General features: G+C 62.6%; 14 protein-coding genes. 8 read left to right on the top strand and 6 right to left on the bottom strand.

What is annotated here, in order from left to right:
* Nucleotides 1–21 precede the first annotated feature (21 nt).
* From pheA to RBB39_RS04190, 5 genes are all read left to right on the top strand, one after another.
* Entirely contained in the window at nucleotides 22–1,116 is a 1,095-nt protein-coding gene (pheA, locus tag RBB39_RS04170; protein ID WP_045994814.1) for a prephenate dehydratase, read from the top strand.
* Nucleotides 1,117–1,163: 47 nt separating this feature from the next.
* The gene (locus RBB39_RS04175; protein WP_306168854.1) at nucleotides 1,164–3,467 is read left to right on the top strand and encodes a bifunctional prephenate dehydrogenase/3-phosphoshikimate 1-carboxyvinyltransferase; all 2,304 of its coding nucleotides are present in this window, start codon (nucleotides 1,164–1,166) and stop codon (nucleotides 3,465–3,467) included.
* Nucleotides 3,464–4,165, top strand: a complete 702-nt coding sequence (cmk, locus tag RBB39_RS04180; protein WP_306168842.1) for a (d)CMP kinase — start codon at nucleotides 3,464–3,466, stop codon at nucleotides 4,163–4,165. Before RBB39_RS04175 ends, cmk begins: the two co-directional genes overlap by 4 nt.
* Nucleotides 4,166–4,341: 176 nt before the next feature.
* On the top strand, nucleotides 4,342–6,018 hold the full coding sequence (gene rpsA / locus RBB39_RS04185; RefSeq protein WP_253028711.1) for a 30S ribosomal protein S1: 1,677 nt from the start codon (nucleotides 4,342–4,344) through the stop codon (nucleotides 6,016–6,018).
* Between the two features lie 343 nt (nucleotides 6,019–6,361).
* Nucleotides 6,362–6,742, top strand: a complete 381-nt coding sequence (locus tag RBB39_RS04190) for a histone-like nucleoid-structuring protein, MvaT/MvaU family (protein WP_306168843.1) — start codon at nucleotides 6,362–6,364, stop codon at nucleotides 6,740–6,742.
* Between the two features lie 424 nt (nucleotides 6,743–7,166).
* Here RBB39_RS04190 and RBB39_RS04195 read toward each other — a convergent pair whose 3' ends face one another.
* Nucleotides 7,167–7,973: a helix-turn-helix transcriptional regulator gene (locus RBB39_RS04195; protein WP_045992373.1), complete on the bottom strand. Its 807-nt coding sequence runs from the start codon at nucleotides 7,971–7,973 to the stop codon at nucleotides 7,167–7,169.
* Nucleotides 7,974–8,334: 361 nt separating this feature from the next.
* Between RBB39_RS04195 and RBB39_RS04200 the strand changes: the two genes are divergently transcribed.
* Nucleotides 8,335–8,631, top strand: a complete 297-nt coding sequence (locus RBB39_RS04200; RefSeq protein WP_045992371.1) for a hypothetical protein — start codon at nucleotides 8,335–8,337, stop codon at nucleotides 8,629–8,631.
* A gap of 291 nt (nucleotides 8,632–8,922) precedes the next feature.
* On the opposite strand, the gene RBB39_RS04205 is transcribed toward RBB39_RS04200, so the two are convergent.
* From RBB39_RS04205 to RBB39_RS04220, 4 genes are all read right to left on the bottom strand, one after another.
* Complete coding sequence (locus tag RBB39_RS04205; protein WP_306168844.1) at nucleotides 8,923–9,807, bottom strand: DNA replication terminus site-binding protein; 885 nt, start codon at nucleotides 9,805–9,807, stop codon at nucleotides 8,923–8,925.
* Between the two features lie 3 nt (nucleotides 9,808–9,810).
* The gene (gene yacG / locus RBB39_RS04210) at nucleotides 9,811–10,047 is read right to left on the bottom strand and encodes a DNA gyrase inhibitor YacG (protein WP_045992369.1); all 237 of its coding nucleotides are present in this window, start codon (nucleotides 10,045–10,047) and stop codon (nucleotides 9,811–9,813) included.
* Between the two features lie 49 nt (nucleotides 10,048–10,096).
* Nucleotides 10,097–10,702 (bottom strand): dephospho-CoA kinase, encoded by a 606-nt coding sequence (gene coaE / locus RBB39_RS04215; protein WP_045992368.1) that lies wholly within the window; start codon nucleotides 10,700–10,702, stop codon nucleotides 10,097–10,099.
* Between the two features lie 179 nt (nucleotides 10,703–10,881).
* Nucleotides 10,882–11,739, bottom strand: coding sequence for an A24 family peptidase (locus tag RBB39_RS04220; protein ID WP_249743029.1), 858 nt, complete (start codon nucleotides 11,737–11,739; stop codon nucleotides 10,882–10,884).
* 199 nt (nucleotides 11,740–11,938) lie between these two features.
* Between RBB39_RS04220 and nagZ the strand changes: the two genes are divergently transcribed.
* Complete coding sequence (gene nagZ, locus RBB39_RS04225; protein ID WP_108133799.1) at nucleotides 11,939–12,952, top strand: beta-N-acetylhexosaminidase; 1,014 nt, start codon at nucleotides 11,939–11,941, stop codon at nucleotides 12,950–12,952.
* Nucleotides 12,953–12,974: 22 nt separating this feature from the next.
* Complete coding sequence (locus tag RBB39_RS04230; RefSeq protein ID WP_045992365.1) at nucleotides 12,975–13,553, top strand: hypoxanthine-guanine phosphoribosyltransferase; 579 nt, start codon at nucleotides 12,975–12,977, stop codon at nucleotides 13,551–13,553.
* A gap of 259 nt (nucleotides 13,554–13,812) precedes the next feature.
* Here the strand turns inward: RBB39_RS04230 and RBB39_RS04235 are convergent, their stop codons facing one another.
* Nucleotides 13,813–15,549, bottom strand: coding sequence for an AMP-binding protein (locus RBB39_RS04235; RefSeq protein ID WP_306168845.1), 1,737 nt, complete (start codon nucleotides 15,547–15,549; stop codon nucleotides 13,813–13,815).
* Between the last annotated feature and the right edge of the window lie 60 nt (nucleotides 15,550–15,609).

Here is a 15,609-nt window from a genome sequence, read left to right on the forward strand (position 1 = left end):
GGCGTTACAAGGAGACAACCCATGAGTGATTCGCAAGAGCCGAACCTCTCGTCGCTGCGTCAGCGCATCGACCATATCGACACCGAGATCCTGCGCCTGATCAGCGAGCGTGCCGAGTGTGCGCGCCAGGTGGCGGAGACCAAGACCGCAAGCGACCCCCAGGCGGTGTTCTATCGCCCCGAGCGTGAGGCCCAGGTGCTGCGCCGGGTGATGGAGCTCAACCAGGGGCCGCTGGACAGCGAAGAAATGGCACGGCTGTTTCGCGAGATCATGTCGGCCTGCCTGGCGCTGGAACAGCCGATCAAGGTGGCCTATCTCGGCCCCGAGGGCACCTTTACCCAGCAGGCTGCGCTCAAGCACTTCGGCGACAGCGCCATCAGCCTGCCCATGGCGGCCATCGACGAGGTCTTCCGTGAGGTCGAGGCCGGCGCGGTGAACTACGGCGTGGTGCCGGTGGAGAACTCCACCGAAGGCGTGATCAACCATACCCTGGATTCCTTCATCGATTCGGGGCTGCGCATCAGCGGAGAGGTGGTGCTGCGCATCCACCATCACCTGCTGGTGGCCGACACTACCCTCAAGGACAAGGTGTCGCGTATCTACTCGCATCCCCAGTCCTTCGCCCAGTGTCGCAAATGGCTCGATGCCCACTTCCCCCACGCCGAGCGGGTGCCGGTGTCGTCCAACGCCGAGGCGGCCAGGCTGGTCAAGAGCGAGTGGCACAGTGCGGCCATCGCCGGCGACATGGCGGCCAAGCTGTATGGCCTTAGCCACGTGGCGGAGAAGATCGAGGATCGCCCGGACAACTCCACGCGCTTCCTGATCATCGGCAACCAGGACGTGCCCATGTCCGGGGTCGACAAGACGTCGCTGGTGGTGGCGACCCGCAACCAGCCGGGTGCCTTGCACGACCTGCTCGAGCCGTTCCACCGCCACCAGATCGACTTGACGCGTCTGGAGACGCGACCCTCGCGCACCGGTGCCTGGAACTATGTGTTCTTCATCGACTTCTGTGGCCACGTCGAGGAGCCGCGGGTGTCGGCGCTGCTCGAGGAGGTGCGCCTGCGTGTCTCCGAGGTCAAGGTGCTGGGTTCCTACCCCCAGGGAGTCCTGTAGTAATGCAGGAAGAAGGAATGCAGCAAGAAGGAATGCAGGACGTCGCAATGCAGGAAGTCGCAACGCGTGGCGCAGTACCCGCATCCTTGCCTCGGGCTTCACGCATCGTCATCGTTGGACTCGGCTTGATCGGAGGGTCGCTGGCCGCTGCCTTGCGCAAGGCGGGGGTGGGGCAGGGGGATGACAGTCTCATCCTGGCCTGTGACCCAGACCCGAAGGAGCTCGAGTGCGGACGTCGCATGGGGTTGATCGACGCGGGGTCGACACAACTCTCCGAGGTTATCGAGGGTGCTACCCTGGTGGTGCTGGCGGTACCGGTGCTGGCCATGGGCCAGGTCATGGGCGATCTAGGCGCGTTGCGTGGCCGCGCCGCCGGCGATCTGGTTATCACCGACGTCGGCAGCACCAAGGCAGCGATCGAGGCGGCCGCCATCGAGGCCTTCGGTGAGCTTCCCGCGCGCTTTGTGCTGGGGCATCCCATCGCCGGGTCGGAAAAGAGCGGCGTGGCGGCGGCCAATCCGGAGCTGTACCAGGCCCACAAGGTGATTCTGACGCCGACCTGCGCTACCGACCCCGAGGCGCTTGAGCGTGTGCGGGCCCTGTGGCAGTTGACCGGTGCCGAGGTGCTGGAGATGGACGTGGCTCGCCACGATCAGGTGCTGGCGCGCACCAGCCATCTGCCGCATCTGCTGGCTTTCTCGCTGGTGGATACCCTGGCGCGCCAGGATGAGCGCCTCGAGATCTTCCGCTACGCCGCCGGCGGCTTTCGCGACTTCACCCGCATCGCCGGTAGTGATCCGGTGATGTGGCGAGACATCTTTCAGGCCAACCGGGGCGCCGTGCTCGAAGCCCTGGATGACTTCGAGTCAGGTCTGGCCCGACTCAGGGACGCGGTGAACCGTGGTGATGGCGACGGTCTGCTGGCCACCTTCGACCGCGCCAGTCATGCGCGCCACTATTTCGATACTCTGTTGAATCAGACCAGCTATCAGGCGGAATATCAGATGCAAGAATCAGCCATGCTGCGCTACCGGGTGGCCCCGGGCGGAAGCGTCACCGGTCGCATTCGGGTCCCCGGTGACAAGTCGGTTTCCCATCGCTCGATCATGCTCGGCGCGCTGTCCGAGGGCGTTACCGAGGTGTCCGGATTCCTCGAGGGCGAGGACAGCCTCGCCACGCTCCAGGCCTTCCGCGAGATGGGGGTCGCCATCGAGGGTCCGCACCAGGGCCGCGTGACCATCCACGGGGTCGGCATGCACGGCCTGAAGAAGCCGGCAGGTCCGCTCTACGTCGGCAATGCTGGCACCGCCATGCGGCTGTTTGCCGGGCTGTTGGCGGGGCAGGCCTTCGACACTGAGTTGACCGGTGATACCTCGCTGACACGTCGTCCCATGGGGCGGGTGGCCGATCCGCTGCGCCAGATGGGTGCGGTGATCGACACCGCCGAAGGCGGGCGTCCTCCGCTCAGGATCAAGGGCGGCCAGGCGCTGAAGGGCATCCACTACGATATGCCCATGGCCAGCGCCCAGGTGAAGTCCTGTCTGCTGCTGGCGGGGATGTTTGCCGAGGGCGAGACCCGAGTGCGTGAACCCGCACCGACCCGCGATCACACCGAGCGCATGCTCAATGGCTTTGGCTACGCCGTCGAGCGCGAGGGCGATACCTGCTGGCTGCAGGGCGGCGGCAAGCTGGCCGCTGGTCCGATCGATGTGCCCTCGGATATCTCCTCGGCGACCTTCTTCCTGGTGGCGGCGGCGATCACCCCGGGGTCGGATCTGGTGCTGGAGCACGTCGGCATCAATCCGACCCGGATCGGTGTGATCAATATCCTGACCGCCATGGGGGCGGATCTGCGCCTCGAGAACGAGCGAGAGGTAGGAGGTGAGCCGGTCGCCGATCTGCATATCCGCTACCGGCCGCTAAAGGGCATCGACATTCCCGAGGACCAGGTGCCGCTGGCCATCGACGAGTTCCCGGCGCTGTTCATTGCCGCTGCCAACGCCGAAGGCACCACGCGACTGCGCGGCGCCGAGGAGCTCCGGGTCAAGGAGTCCGACCGCCTGCAGTCCATGGCCGACGGCATGAGCGTGCTGGGTATCGACAACACCCTTTATGACGATGGCATCGACATCGTCGGCAAGGGCTGCGACGGCGCCAACTATGGCGGCGGGCGCGTGGACAGTCATGAGGATCATCGCATCGCCATGGCCTTCACCATCGCGGCCCTGCGAGCCTCGAGCCCGATCGAGGTCAACGACTGCGCCAACGTGGCTACGTCCTTCCCCGGCTTTGTCGAGCTGGCACGAGGTGTCGGCCTTGAACTCGAAGAGGTACGCGAGGAGCAGGCATGAGCGATCATGACGACCATTCGGCCCCGGTGCTGACCATCGATGGCCCCGGCGGCGCCGGCAAGGGCACCATCAGCCGGCTGATTGCCGAGCGACTGGGCTGGCATCTGCTGGATAGCGGCAGCCTCTACCGACTGACCGCGCTGTCGGCTATCGGCAAGGGCATCGCGCTGGACGATGAGCCGGCGCTGGCGGCGCTGGCCTCGGCCCTCGATGTGGTGTTTCGCTCCGAGAACGGCGAGGCGGTGGTCGAGCTCGAAGGGCGTGACGTGACTCGCGAGATTCGCACCGAGCAGGTGGGCAACAGTGCCTCTCTGGTGGCGGCGTTGCCGGCGGTGCGCCAGGCGCTGCTCGAGCGTCAGCGGGACTTCCGCCAGGCGCCCGGCCTGGTCGCCGATGGCCGTGACATGGGCACCGTGGTGTTCGTCGATGCGCCCTTGAAAATATTTCTGACCGCCAGCGCCGAGGAAAGGGCGCGCCGGCGTCACCTGCAGTTGCGGGAGGCCGGGGTGGATGCTAGTCTATCGAGTCTTTTGAAGGAGATTCAGGCGCGCGACGACCGCGATACGCAGCGTAGCGTGGCGCCGTTGGTGCCGGCCGATGATGCCATCGAGCTCGACACGACCCGCCTGAGCATACCGGAAGTGGTTGATCGGCTGTCCGAACTGTTGTCCCGAAAGGGGCTCCTGTCCGGCACCTGAACTCCCTTGCGGCGTCCCCGGCCAGATGTCACGACGTGCCCGAGTACAGGAAACGGAAAACTCGGTCAGGTCCAACCAGTGCCAACATCCCCGGGGGTTTTTGAATATGGCCCGCACTTGCTGGTGGTGCGGAGAAGCGGCCCTGCCGCACTCAACGTTGATCACGTAGGAACATCATGAGCGAAAGCTTTGCTGAACTGTTTGAACAGTCTCTCCAGGACATCAACATGGAGCCGGGCGCGATCGTCGCGGCTACTGTCGTCGACATCGAAGGTGACTGGGTCACCGTCAATGCCGGCCTGAAGTCCGAAGGTCAGATCCCTGCCGCGCAATTCCGCGACGACAGCGGCGAACTGACCATTGCCGTCGGTGACGAGGTCCACGTGGCCCTCGAAGCTGTGGAAGACGGCTTCGGCGAAACCCGCCTGTCCCGCGAGAAGGCCAAGCGTGCCGAAGCGTGGAAGGTGCTGGAAGCTGCCTTCGAGAAGGAAGAGATCGTCAAGGGCGTGATCAACGGCAAGGTCAAGGGCGGCTTCACTGTCGACGTCGACTCCATCCGTGCCTTCCTGCCCGGCTCTCTGGTCGACGTTCGTCCGGTGCGCGACACCACGCACCTGGAGAACAAAGAGCTCGACTTCAAGGTCATCAAGCTCGATCCGAAGCGCAACAACGTTGTCGTTTCCCGTCGTGCCGTTCTCGAAGCCGAGAACAGCGCCGAGCGTGAAGCGCTGCTCGCCACCCTGCAGGAAGGCCAGCAGATCATCGGTATCGTCAAGAACCTGACCGACTACGGTGCCTTCGTTGATCTGGGCGGCGTTGACGGCCTGCTCCACATCACCGATATGGCCTGGAAGCGCATCAAGCATCCGAGCGAGATCGTGGCCGTCGGCGACGAGATCACCGTCAAGGTGCTGAAGTTCGACCGCGAGCGCAACCGCGTCTCCCTGGGTCTGAAGCAGCTGGGCGAAGATCCGTGGGTCAACATCAAGGATCGTTACCCGGAAGGCACCAAGGTGCACGCCCGTGTCACCAACCTCACCGACTACGGCTGCTTCGCCGAGCTGGAAGAGGGTGTCGAGGGTCTGGTTCACGTCTCCGAAATGGACTGGACCAACAAGAACATCCATCCGTCCAAGGTGGTTCAGGTCGGTGACGATGTTGACGTCATGGTGCTGGATATCGACGAAGAGCGTCGTCGTATCTCCCTGGGTATCAAGCAGTGCACCGCCAACCCGTGGGAAACCTTCAACGCCCAGTTCAACAAGGGCGACCGCGTTGCCGGTACCATCAAGTCCATCACCGACTTCGGTATCTTCATCGGTCTGGACGGCGGCATCGACGGCCTGGTTCACCTGTCCGACATCTCCTGGACCGAGACTGGCGAAGAAGCCGTGCGTTCCTTCAAGAAGGGCGATGAGGCCGAAGCCGTCATCCTGTCCATCGATCCGGAGCGTGAGCGCATCTCCCTGGGTATCAAGCAGCTCGATACCGACCCGGTTGCCGAGTTCCTGGCTGTCAACGACAAGGGCACCATCGTTACCGGTCGTGTCGTCGAGGTTGACGCCAAGGAAGCTCACGTCGAGCTGGCGACTGACGTCGTTGCCGTGCTCAAGGCGTCCGAGATCAGCGCTGACCGTGTCGAAGACGCGCGCAACGTGCTGAACGAAGGCGACAGCGTCGAGGCCCGTATCGTCGGCGTCGATCGCAAGAACCGTCAGATCGCCCTGTCCGTCAAGGCCAAGGACCAGGACGACACCCGTCGCAACATGAGCAAGCTGCGCGACCAGGAAGTCGAGACCGGTGGCCCGACCACCATCGGCGACCTGATCAAGCAGCAGATGGGTCAGGACTAAGCCGGACCCCCGACACTGTTCGGGACTGGTAATGGTCAAGAGCGCTTCCTCCGGGGAGCGCTCTTTTTTTATATGTAAGAAATTGTAGAGGGCTTGAATGCCCCTCGTGGCGGCGCTGCCTCAGTATTATTGGTGAGTGGGGCGAGTTTTTACCGCATATGCTTGAGGGGACGTGTTTTGGGGTTGATGCCCTTGTTGTAAGCATCTACCGTTTGTTTGACAGGATTTTGACTTTGCCTTTGGCCAATAACGTTTGAATAACGTCGTTTGGCTGGTTGTCATATACTCATGCAGGAGTGATAATGCCTCTGCATCCGAAAGCAACTACTATAGGCGTACCTTAATGTCTTCACTTTTGAATGACTATATGCAGATGGAGCAGCAGCTCCAGCAACTGCAGGAAAGACTTGGTCAGCTCCAGAACGATGACCGTCTCAAGTCCGAACTCGAGTTCAAGGGAAAGCTCGAAGAGCTGATGAAAGAGTTCGACAAGAGCGCATCTGACGTCATCTCCATCCTGGATCCGAAGGCCGCTGCTTCCCCGGCAAAGGCCGCTGCCCCGGCCGCTGGCGGTCGTCGCAAGCGCAAGCTCAAGATCTACAAGAACCCGAATACCGGCGAAGTCGTCGAAACTCGTGGTGGCAATCAGAAGACGTTGAAGGCCTGGAAGGAAGAGCACGGTAATGACACCGTCGAGTCCTGGCTGGTACGTGTAGAAGACTGATGATTGTTTGAGCCGCAGACGAGGGAGTGCCTTGGACGTTGCATCGGTCCGGCACTGTTTCGATCTTCAGGCTTGCGGTGCCAGAAGCCGTCTTGAACCATCGACATGACAGTGACGTCGTCGTATTGTTCGGGACGGTTTCTTTTTGCACGGTATTCCTTGATCGGCTGCGTCTCGTTGGAGGCGAAGCCCGAAGCCCGTAGCTTCGACTGCCCCTTGCGATGTTTCTGGTTTCCGGGGAGGGGGCGAAGCGTGGCCTCCCACTGCAACAGTGTGATGCAGGAACAGTGTGATCCAGGCGAGGCGGGGCTGTGGCCTTGCCGTTGCCGGTACTCTGCTTGAATTCTGGTATGATGGAACGCAAAAGGTGGCCACCGAAGTGGCCACCAGAAGGGAGGCTTGCGGGCTCGGAGAGGCTAAGCGATCAGTCCTCTTCGAGTAGCGGCAGTCGCAGTTCCAGCCCATACTTGCCTTTGACCAGCTGAGGCGCTTCGCCGCTCAGGTAGACGCCGTGTTCGGACAGGCCGCGACAGGCCATGAACAGCATGGCGCTGGTCAGGTGTGAGCTGTCCTCGAGGGTGATGCAGGCGTGTCGCTGGGCCGGCAGCATGACCAGGCGGAACGGCAGTGGCAGCGCCAGGCGGTGTGCGTGTTCCTCGTCGACGTGGACACCCAGGTCGATACGGGGCGCCTCGCTGGCCAGCGGGTGATCGTGAAGAATAGCGATCGGTGCCGCATTGGTGAGGCGTGCCGGGAGATCGTAGGCGCCTTCGGCATTACGCTGCCAGTTGTCCAGGTTCTCGATGATTTCGGGCGGCTGATAGAGGCGGGTGACCGCGGCACGCCGCAGCGGCAGGTCGGCCATCTTCACCGAGAAGTGGGGCAGATTGTGGCGCTGGCGATAGAGTTCCAGGCGCTGGTTCTGGCGGTACTCCCGGGGAGCGACACGGTAGCGGCGCTGGAAGGCGCGGGTGAACGCCGAGTGATTGCGATAGCCGCAGCGTTTGGCGATATCATGTACGCCGTGGGGCGTATGGATCAGCAGCCTGGCGGCCTTCTCGAGCCGCAGCATGTCGCGGTAGGCACTTGGCGAAATGCCGAACGACTGGCGGAAGCGCCGACGCACCTGGGATGAGGAGTACCCCATACGCGTGGCAAGATCTTCGATACTCAGCTGACTGTCCAGGGTTTCCTGGAGCCAGATTTCGGCGCGCATCATCTCGTTGAACATGGTCTTGCCTCCCTGAACCATCGGCGCGGACCCGACCCTCCCTGGGTCCTCGGAGAGCGAATCCGAGCGTCCGTATCGCTGGTCGTTGTAGTCGGAACATCCGCCTGTCCCGAGGTATGATGGTGTAGGTTTGTAGCGTTAGGATACATCCTGTTACGTAGTTATGCAGTCTAGCGCGCCTGTCTGGCAAGTGCAATGTGCCGTTTTGATCGTTTGTGCACAAAACGTCAGTGATGGATTGCATATCTAACATGCTGTTGTGAAAGTAAAAAAGGCGTTATTTTCGAGCCTTTCTTGATAAGGTGGTGCCGCAGGATACTGAATCTGTCGCACCTCCATCGACGTTAACGACTGGTAACAAATGAAATCTCAGAGTTCCCAAAAGCCTATGGATGAACGCGAGAAGCTTCGCCGCTTTCGTGAATTGGATGACGCCTTCGCGGAAGCGCTGCGCAGCCTGGACAACCCGAACAAGGCCGCCGAGATCCCCACCGGCCCTCCGGTCCGCTCCATCGACAGCCTGGAAGAAGAAGAGCAGCGTCGTAAGGAAGAGGACTTCGAGCGGCGGCTGCTGGGCTTGATCCAGGAATATGCCCAGACCCCTGAATCGGTGCGGGAATTGGTCGCCACGCTGCAATCGATGGGGCGCATCGCCTGACCGCATGACCTCTGCCTTTGTCAGGGGTCATCGAGATGGGTCTTGCCGGACTTCAACCTGTGCGATTTTGACAGGGATTTTCCGACGGCTCTGTGGGTAAAGGCCGTGGCGTCTTTGCGCAAATACTGCAAAATGATGTCAGCAATTGCTGATGTCAGCGCTTGCCGACAGGCGCGCGCTGCTTATGGCGGTTGCCGGAACGCAGGCGCCTGAGGTGGGGTGCAGGTGCATTGGCAGGTCAGGGGCAAGCCTCGTTGAGCGGGCGCGCTGGTGTGCGACGCACCGGGCCTTTCAGCGGTAGCGAAAGACTCTCAAGCTTGGCAGGAAGGGGGTGTCCTCGAGGCGTTCGTCGCTTCTCCGGGCGCGTTGGCGTTCGGCTGGCGGTTGTGCCGGCGGAAGGTTGTGATGGGGGAGCTGCGCCTGGGGCACAAGCAGGGGCAGAGCCGCATTCATGGCACGTCTGAGGCGACCGTCCGGCAGAGGTGCCCGGTAAAAGAGGTTGGCTCGCATCAGCGGTGCCTGTCGTTGCACCTGGGCCAGGGGCTCGCTGGAAGGAATGCCGGCGAGGCGCTCGAGTTGAATGCGAATGTGCGGTGACTCGGTGTCGAAGGCCATCAGCTTGCGCTCGACTTCGGCCACGCTCAAGCGGGTGATGGAGCGTCCGCTGGCGTACCAGGCCAGACGAACCCGCTCCACCGGCGCCTCGGCGATGGGCAGGACGCGCCAGGTCTGTTTCAGATGGAGGCGGGCGAGGCCGGCGCCCCCCAGGTGATCATTGAGTTCCGGGTGGCGTATCGGCAGCCTGGCCTTGATCTCGGGTATCAGTTGGGGCGATTGCTGGCGAATGTCGCTCAGCCGTTCAGAAAACTCAGCCTTGGCCTGGTTCAGCGCCAGAGCCGCCTCGCAGGTAACCGGGTCCGCGGCCACCAGTCCGATATAGCTGCGGGTGACACGGCCGTCCTGGCCGTCGGCATACCACAGATCCAGTAACGCCTGGCGCAGCCAGTCCGCATCGGCTGTCTCGCGATCGAAGGACCAGGCAGGAAGGCGTGATGCCTGCCAGCGGTCGACGACCTCTCTGGCGCACGCGATGATCCGATCGAACCCTGCGTCGAGCTCTGCCAATAGCTGGTAGGCGGGCCGTGACGGGGCGCTGGCATTGCCTGGCCGGTCCATCGTTCAGTCCTGGTTATGCAGGTCGCGTTCGGCTCTGGCGACCCACTCATCGATGCTGGTTTCGTCCATGGCGGGTTCGCCGGCAATGCGATGGCTGCCATCGGCCCAGGCCCCCAGGTCAATAAGACGACAGCGCTTGCTGCAGAAGGGGCGATAGCTGTTCTCGGGCGTCCAGAGTACTTCCTTGCGACATTGTGGGCAGGCAACCTTCAAGGTGCCCTGACGAGTGCTGTGTGACATGTGGGGCTCCTGATGCAAGACGTAAACGTCGATAGCGGAAGAGGCAGGCTCAGGCCTTGGCGGCGAGTCTGCGATAGGTGGCATCCAGTGCCTTGACGGCCTCGGAGAGCGCCGCTAGATCACCGTCATTGGTGATGACATCGTCGGCCAGTGACACCCGCTCGTCACGACCCATCTGCGAGGCCACGATAGCCTTGGCCTGGGCCAGGTCGACATCATCGCGCTGGGTAGTGCGTTCGATCTGCAGCGCTTCTGGTACGTCCACCACCAGGGTGCGCTGGACCATGTCCACCTGCCCGGATTCGAACAGCAACGGGGAAACCAGCAGCACATAGGGGGCGTCTTGCTGCCGCAGCAGCGACAGTCTCGTGACCAGCCGTTCGCGCACGCGTGGATGGGTGGTCGCTTCAAGCCAGCGGCGTTCCTTTTCGTCGGCGAAGACGAGGGCGCGCAGAGCAGCACGGTCGAGGCGACCTTCCCTGGTCAGTATGGCATCTCCATATCGGTCGACGATGGCCTTGAGGGCCGGCTCGCCCGGGGCGACCACCTCTCGCGCGATATCGTCGGCATCGACCCAGCGAGCGCCGTGATCGCCAAACAGACGGGCCACCGTCGATTTGCCTGAGGCGATGCCACCAGTCAGTCCAATTATCATGCCACCCGTACTCCCTTCGTGTGTTCAGCGTAGTGCTTGTGTGGTGCAGTAGCCTGGGCCTTGAGTGCAACGTCGGCAAGCGACGATCAAAGGTTGCAGCGCTGAGAGAACGCAGTTTACGAGGTGCAACCCTGCATTTCGAGACGCCATTCACCCCGTGTCACCGAGCGCAGCCGTCTTCATGTCAGTCCCGACAGCGCCTGATATCCGGTGAGCAGTTCATTGCCGGCGAGCAGGCCGAGACCGCCGGCCAATACCAGCGAAGGACCGAACGGCAAGGGCTGGCCCTTCAGGTGTCGGGACCTCCACTGTATCAGCAGACCCGAAATTGCACCTAGCAAGGCGGCGATCAATATCACCAGTGGCAACAGTTGCCAGCCGAGCCAGGCGCCGAGTGCGGCAATCAGCTTGACGTCACCAAGCCCCATGCCGTCGCGTCCGGTGAGGACGTGAAAGGCCTTGCCGATGGCCCACAGCACGGCGTAGCCGGCGGTGGCCCCGATCACCGCATCATCCAGGCTGGCGGGGTTGAACAGCAGCTGGTAAAGCAGGCCACACCATAAAAGGGGCAGGGTAAGGGCGTCGGGAAGCAGTTGGGTGCGCAGATCGATCACCGCCAGGGCCAGCAGCGTCAGGCTGGCGCCGTAAAGCCACAGGGCAGGCCAGGTGGGCCCGTGGAGGATGCAGAAGCAGACCGCTAGCAGGGCGCTGGCCAGTTCCACCAGCGGATACTGGATGCTGATGCGTCCCTGGCAGTTGGCGCAGCGTCCGCGACGCTTGAGCCATCCCAGCAACGGCAGGTTGTCGTGCCAGGCGATGGGGGTGAGACAGCGCGGACAGCGAGAGCGTGGGTGGGCCAGTGACAGTGGCTCCTCGATATCGTCTGACAATTCGAGAGCCGCGCGGGCCTCGGTGCGCCACTGTTGCATCAACATGACCGGAAGGCGGGTGATGACGACGTTGAGAAAGCTGCCGAGGCATAACCCCAGCAGAGCAACAAGAGCAAGAGAAGCGAAAGTGACATCCGAAAAAAGCAAAAGGAGCTCCGTGGTTCGGGGGCGGTCAAAGGAGGCTATTCTACCGTTGGCAAGAGGCGATTGTCTGGTGATACGGCAAGGCAGCGGGTGATGTCAGGGGCCCGGACGTCCCTTGCCGGGCTTCCTGCGTCGCCCTTGGGGTGTCACCTGCTCAGCCATTAGTCTAAAATTGTTCCCTTTTTCCGATCAGGTAAGCGACATGACCCAGACGTTCGGACCCGTGATGCTGGATCTCGATGGCCATGAGCTATCGGCAGAGGAGCGATCGCTGCTCGAGCATCCCGCCACCGGTGGTGTCATCCTGTTTGGACGCAACACTCGAGATGCGCACCAGGTGCGCGAACTGTGCCGGTCGATTCGAGAGGTGCGTCCTGATCTTCTGCTGGGCATCGACCAGGAAGGAGGGCGTGTCCAGCGCCTGAAAGACGGAGTCACCCGGCTGCCGCCGATGTCCCGCCTGGGGCAGGAGTACCTGGACTCACCCGAGACGGCCGTACGGCTGTGCCAGGACGCCGGCTGGCTACTGGGTATGGAAATGGCCGCCTGTGGCCTCGATCTGAGCTTCGCGCCGGTGCTGGATGTCGACGTCGGGCTGTCATCGGTGATCGGTGATCGCAGCTTTGCCGGTGACCCCGAGACCGTGGCGCTGCTGGCGGGCGCCTTTGTCGAGGGGCTGCACGACGCGGGGATGGCGGCGGTCGGCAAGCACTTTCCGGGGCATGGGGGGGTGAAGGCCGATACCCACCATGAAGTCGCGCGTGACGAACGTAGCCTCGACGAACTCCGACAGCACGACCTGGTGCCGTTTCAGTCTCTGGCACCCAAGCTCGATGGCATGATGCCGGCTCATGTGGTGTATCCGGCCTTTGACCCAAGGCCTGCAGGATTCTCGCGCCCCTGGCTTGGCATGCTGCGTGAGAGCCTGGGTTTCAAGGGCCTGATCTTTTCCGATGACCTGACCATGGCCGGCGCTCAGGTCGCCGGTGGGCCGGTGGAGCGCGCCCAGGCGGCCCTCGACGCCGGCTGTGACATGGTGCTGGTGTGCAATGACCGAGCCGCTGCCAAGGCGGTGCTCGATGCCTGCGCCGAGCGTACCGTTCGCCGGGCTTCACGCTTGCGCTATGGCCGCGCTCGTCCTGACCTGGACGCCTTGCCGGCCCTGTCTCGCTGGCGCCGGGTACACGCTCGCCTCGAGGCGATGACTTCCGATTGATGTTTGAAACGAGTTGACTGTTATGCCGAAACTGGACCCTGCCCATAGCGCTTCACGTGACGATATGCGTGAGGTGATGGACACCGCGGATTGCCTGATCAGCCATGATGAAGTCGAGCGTGCGCTCGATCGCATGGCCGAGGAGATTACCCGGGATCTCGGCGATGAACTGCCGGTGTTCTACTGCGTAATGAACGGTGGCTTGATCACGACCGGTCACCTGCTGCCGCGTCTGGGCTTTCCGCTGGAGGTGGACTACCTGCACGCCACTCGCTATCGCGGCAAGACCCGAGGGGGCGAGCTGTTCTGGCGTGTCTCGCCGGAGATTCCCATGGCCGGACGTCATGTGGTGATCGTCGACGATATCCTCGACGAAGGTGCCACCCTGGCGGCCATCCTCGACTATTGCCGCGAGGCCGGCGCCAAGAGCATCTCCACCGCGGTACTGGTGGACAAGAATCACGACCGCAAGGCAGTGCCTGGCCTCAAGGCCGATTACTGCAGCCTGGAGGTCGCCGACCGCTATGTCTTTGGTTTCGGGATGGACATTAAAGGCTATTGGCGCAACGCCCCGGGGATCTTTGCCCCCAAGGGGATGTGAAAAGGTAAGGCCGACCACTACGTCTTTGGTTTCGGTATGCTGATATATGGTCGGTAAAGGTTACTGGCGAAACGCCCCCGGCATCTTCGCGCCGAAGGGGATGTAAAAAGGTTAGGGCAAGACCGACCGCCAGTGTCCGGCGTCAGCAATACAAGAAGCGCCCCGGGGATAGCCTCCGGGGCGCTTCTGTTTTGGGGTGCCAGGTAAGCCAGGAGCTTGGCTTTCAGGACCTTGGCTTTCAGGTCCTGCTATTCAGGACTCAGGCCAGTCCAAGTTCGTGGGTGGCTTCCTCTCGCATCTTGAACTTCTGCACCTTGCCGGTGACGGTCATCGGGAACTCGTCGACGAACTTGACGTAGCGCGGCACCTTGTAGTGCGCGATCTTGCCCTTGCAGAAGGCCTTGAGTCCTTCCTCGTCGAGCTGTTCGCCTTCGCTGAGCTTGACCCAGGCCATGACCTCCTCACCGTACTTCTGGTCGGGTACACCGATGACCTGAACGTCGGAGATGGCGGGATGGGTGTAGAGGAAGTCCTCGATCTCGCGGGGGTAGATGTTCTCGCCACCGCGAATGATCATGTCCTTGATACGCCCGACGATGGCCACATAGCCTTCATCGTCCATGGTCGCCAGATCGCCGGTATGCATCCAGCCGGCGTTGTCGATGGCCTTGGCGGTGGCTTCCTCGTTGTTCCAGTAGCCGAGCATCACGCTGTAGCCACGGGTGCACAGCTCGCCGGTCTCGCCCTTCGGGACCACCGCGCCGCTTTCCGGATGCACCAGCTTGACCTCCAGATGCGGGTGGATGGTGCCCACCGTGGTGACGCGCTTGTCCAGCGGGGCATCGGTGGTGGTCTGGAAGCTGACCGGGCTGGTTTCGGTCATGCCGTAGCAGATGGTCACGTCCTGCATGTTCATCTGGTCGATGACCCGTCGCATCACCTCGATCGGGCAGATGGAGCCTGCCATGATCCCGGTACGTAGCGACGACAGGTCGTAGCGTTCGAAGTCCGGATGCTCGAGCTCTGCGATGAACATGGTGGGGACACCGTACAGCGTGGTGGCCTTTTCTTCCGCCACCGCCGCCAGGGTGGTCTCGGGGTCGAAGCCGTCGGCGGGGTAGATCATGGTGGCGCCGTGGGTCACGCAGCCCAGGTTGCCCATCACCATGCCGAAGCAATGGTAAAGCGGTACCGGAATCACCATGCGGTCCTGATCGGTCAGGTTCATCGCTCTGGCCACGAACATGCCGTTGTTGAGGATGTTGTGGTGGGACAGGGTGGCGCCCTTGGGCGCACCGGTGGTGCCGGAGGTGTACTGGATGTTGATCGGTTCGTCGAACTGCAGACCTGACTGCACCTCGGCCAATTCCTCGGCGCTGACTTCGTCGCTGCGCTCGAAGATGCGCTCCCAGGCCAGCATGCCTGGCAGGGTCCTGGTCGAGTCGAGGCAGATGACACGCTTGAGCTCGGGCAGTCCGGCCAGTTTGAGCGGGCCAGCCCCCTGGACGTCGTTGAGCGCCGGGGCAAGCTCGGCCAGGGTGGCCACGTAGTCCGAGGTCTTGAAGCTGCCCTGAAGTATCAGCGTCGAGGTGCCCGACTGCTTGAGCGCGTAGTCGAGCTCATGGGTGCGGTAACTCGGATTGATGTTGACCAGGATGGCGCCGATCTTGGCGGTGGCGAACTGGGTGATCGTCCATTCAGCGCAGTTGGGTGACCAGATGCCCACCCGGTCGCCTTTCTTGACGCCCATGGCCAGCAGCGCGCGGGCCGCCTGGTTCACCTCGTCCTGGAGCTCGCGCCAGCGATAGCGTAGCCCCTGGTGGCGGCTGATCAAGGCGTCCTGGTCGGGGAAGCGGGATACCGTTTCGTCGAAGCAGTCACCGATGGTCTGGCCCTTCAGGGGCAGGTCACTGATGCCGCTGACGTAGCTCACGCTCGAGGGTGAGGGCGCGGTCGAGGGAGCGAGATCGGGAGAGGAAGCAGACTGGCGTGTCATCGTGGCTCTCGTCTTGTCGTCTGGTGATTGCCGTGGGGCAGGGTGTTGTCATTGTTCGGG

It is taken from the genome of Halomonas sp. MMSF_3323 (assembly GCF_030733595.1).
GTDB classification, from domain to species: domain Bacteria; phylum Pseudomonadota; class Gammaproteobacteria; order Pseudomonadales; family Halomonadaceae; genus Halomonas; species Halomonas litopenaei.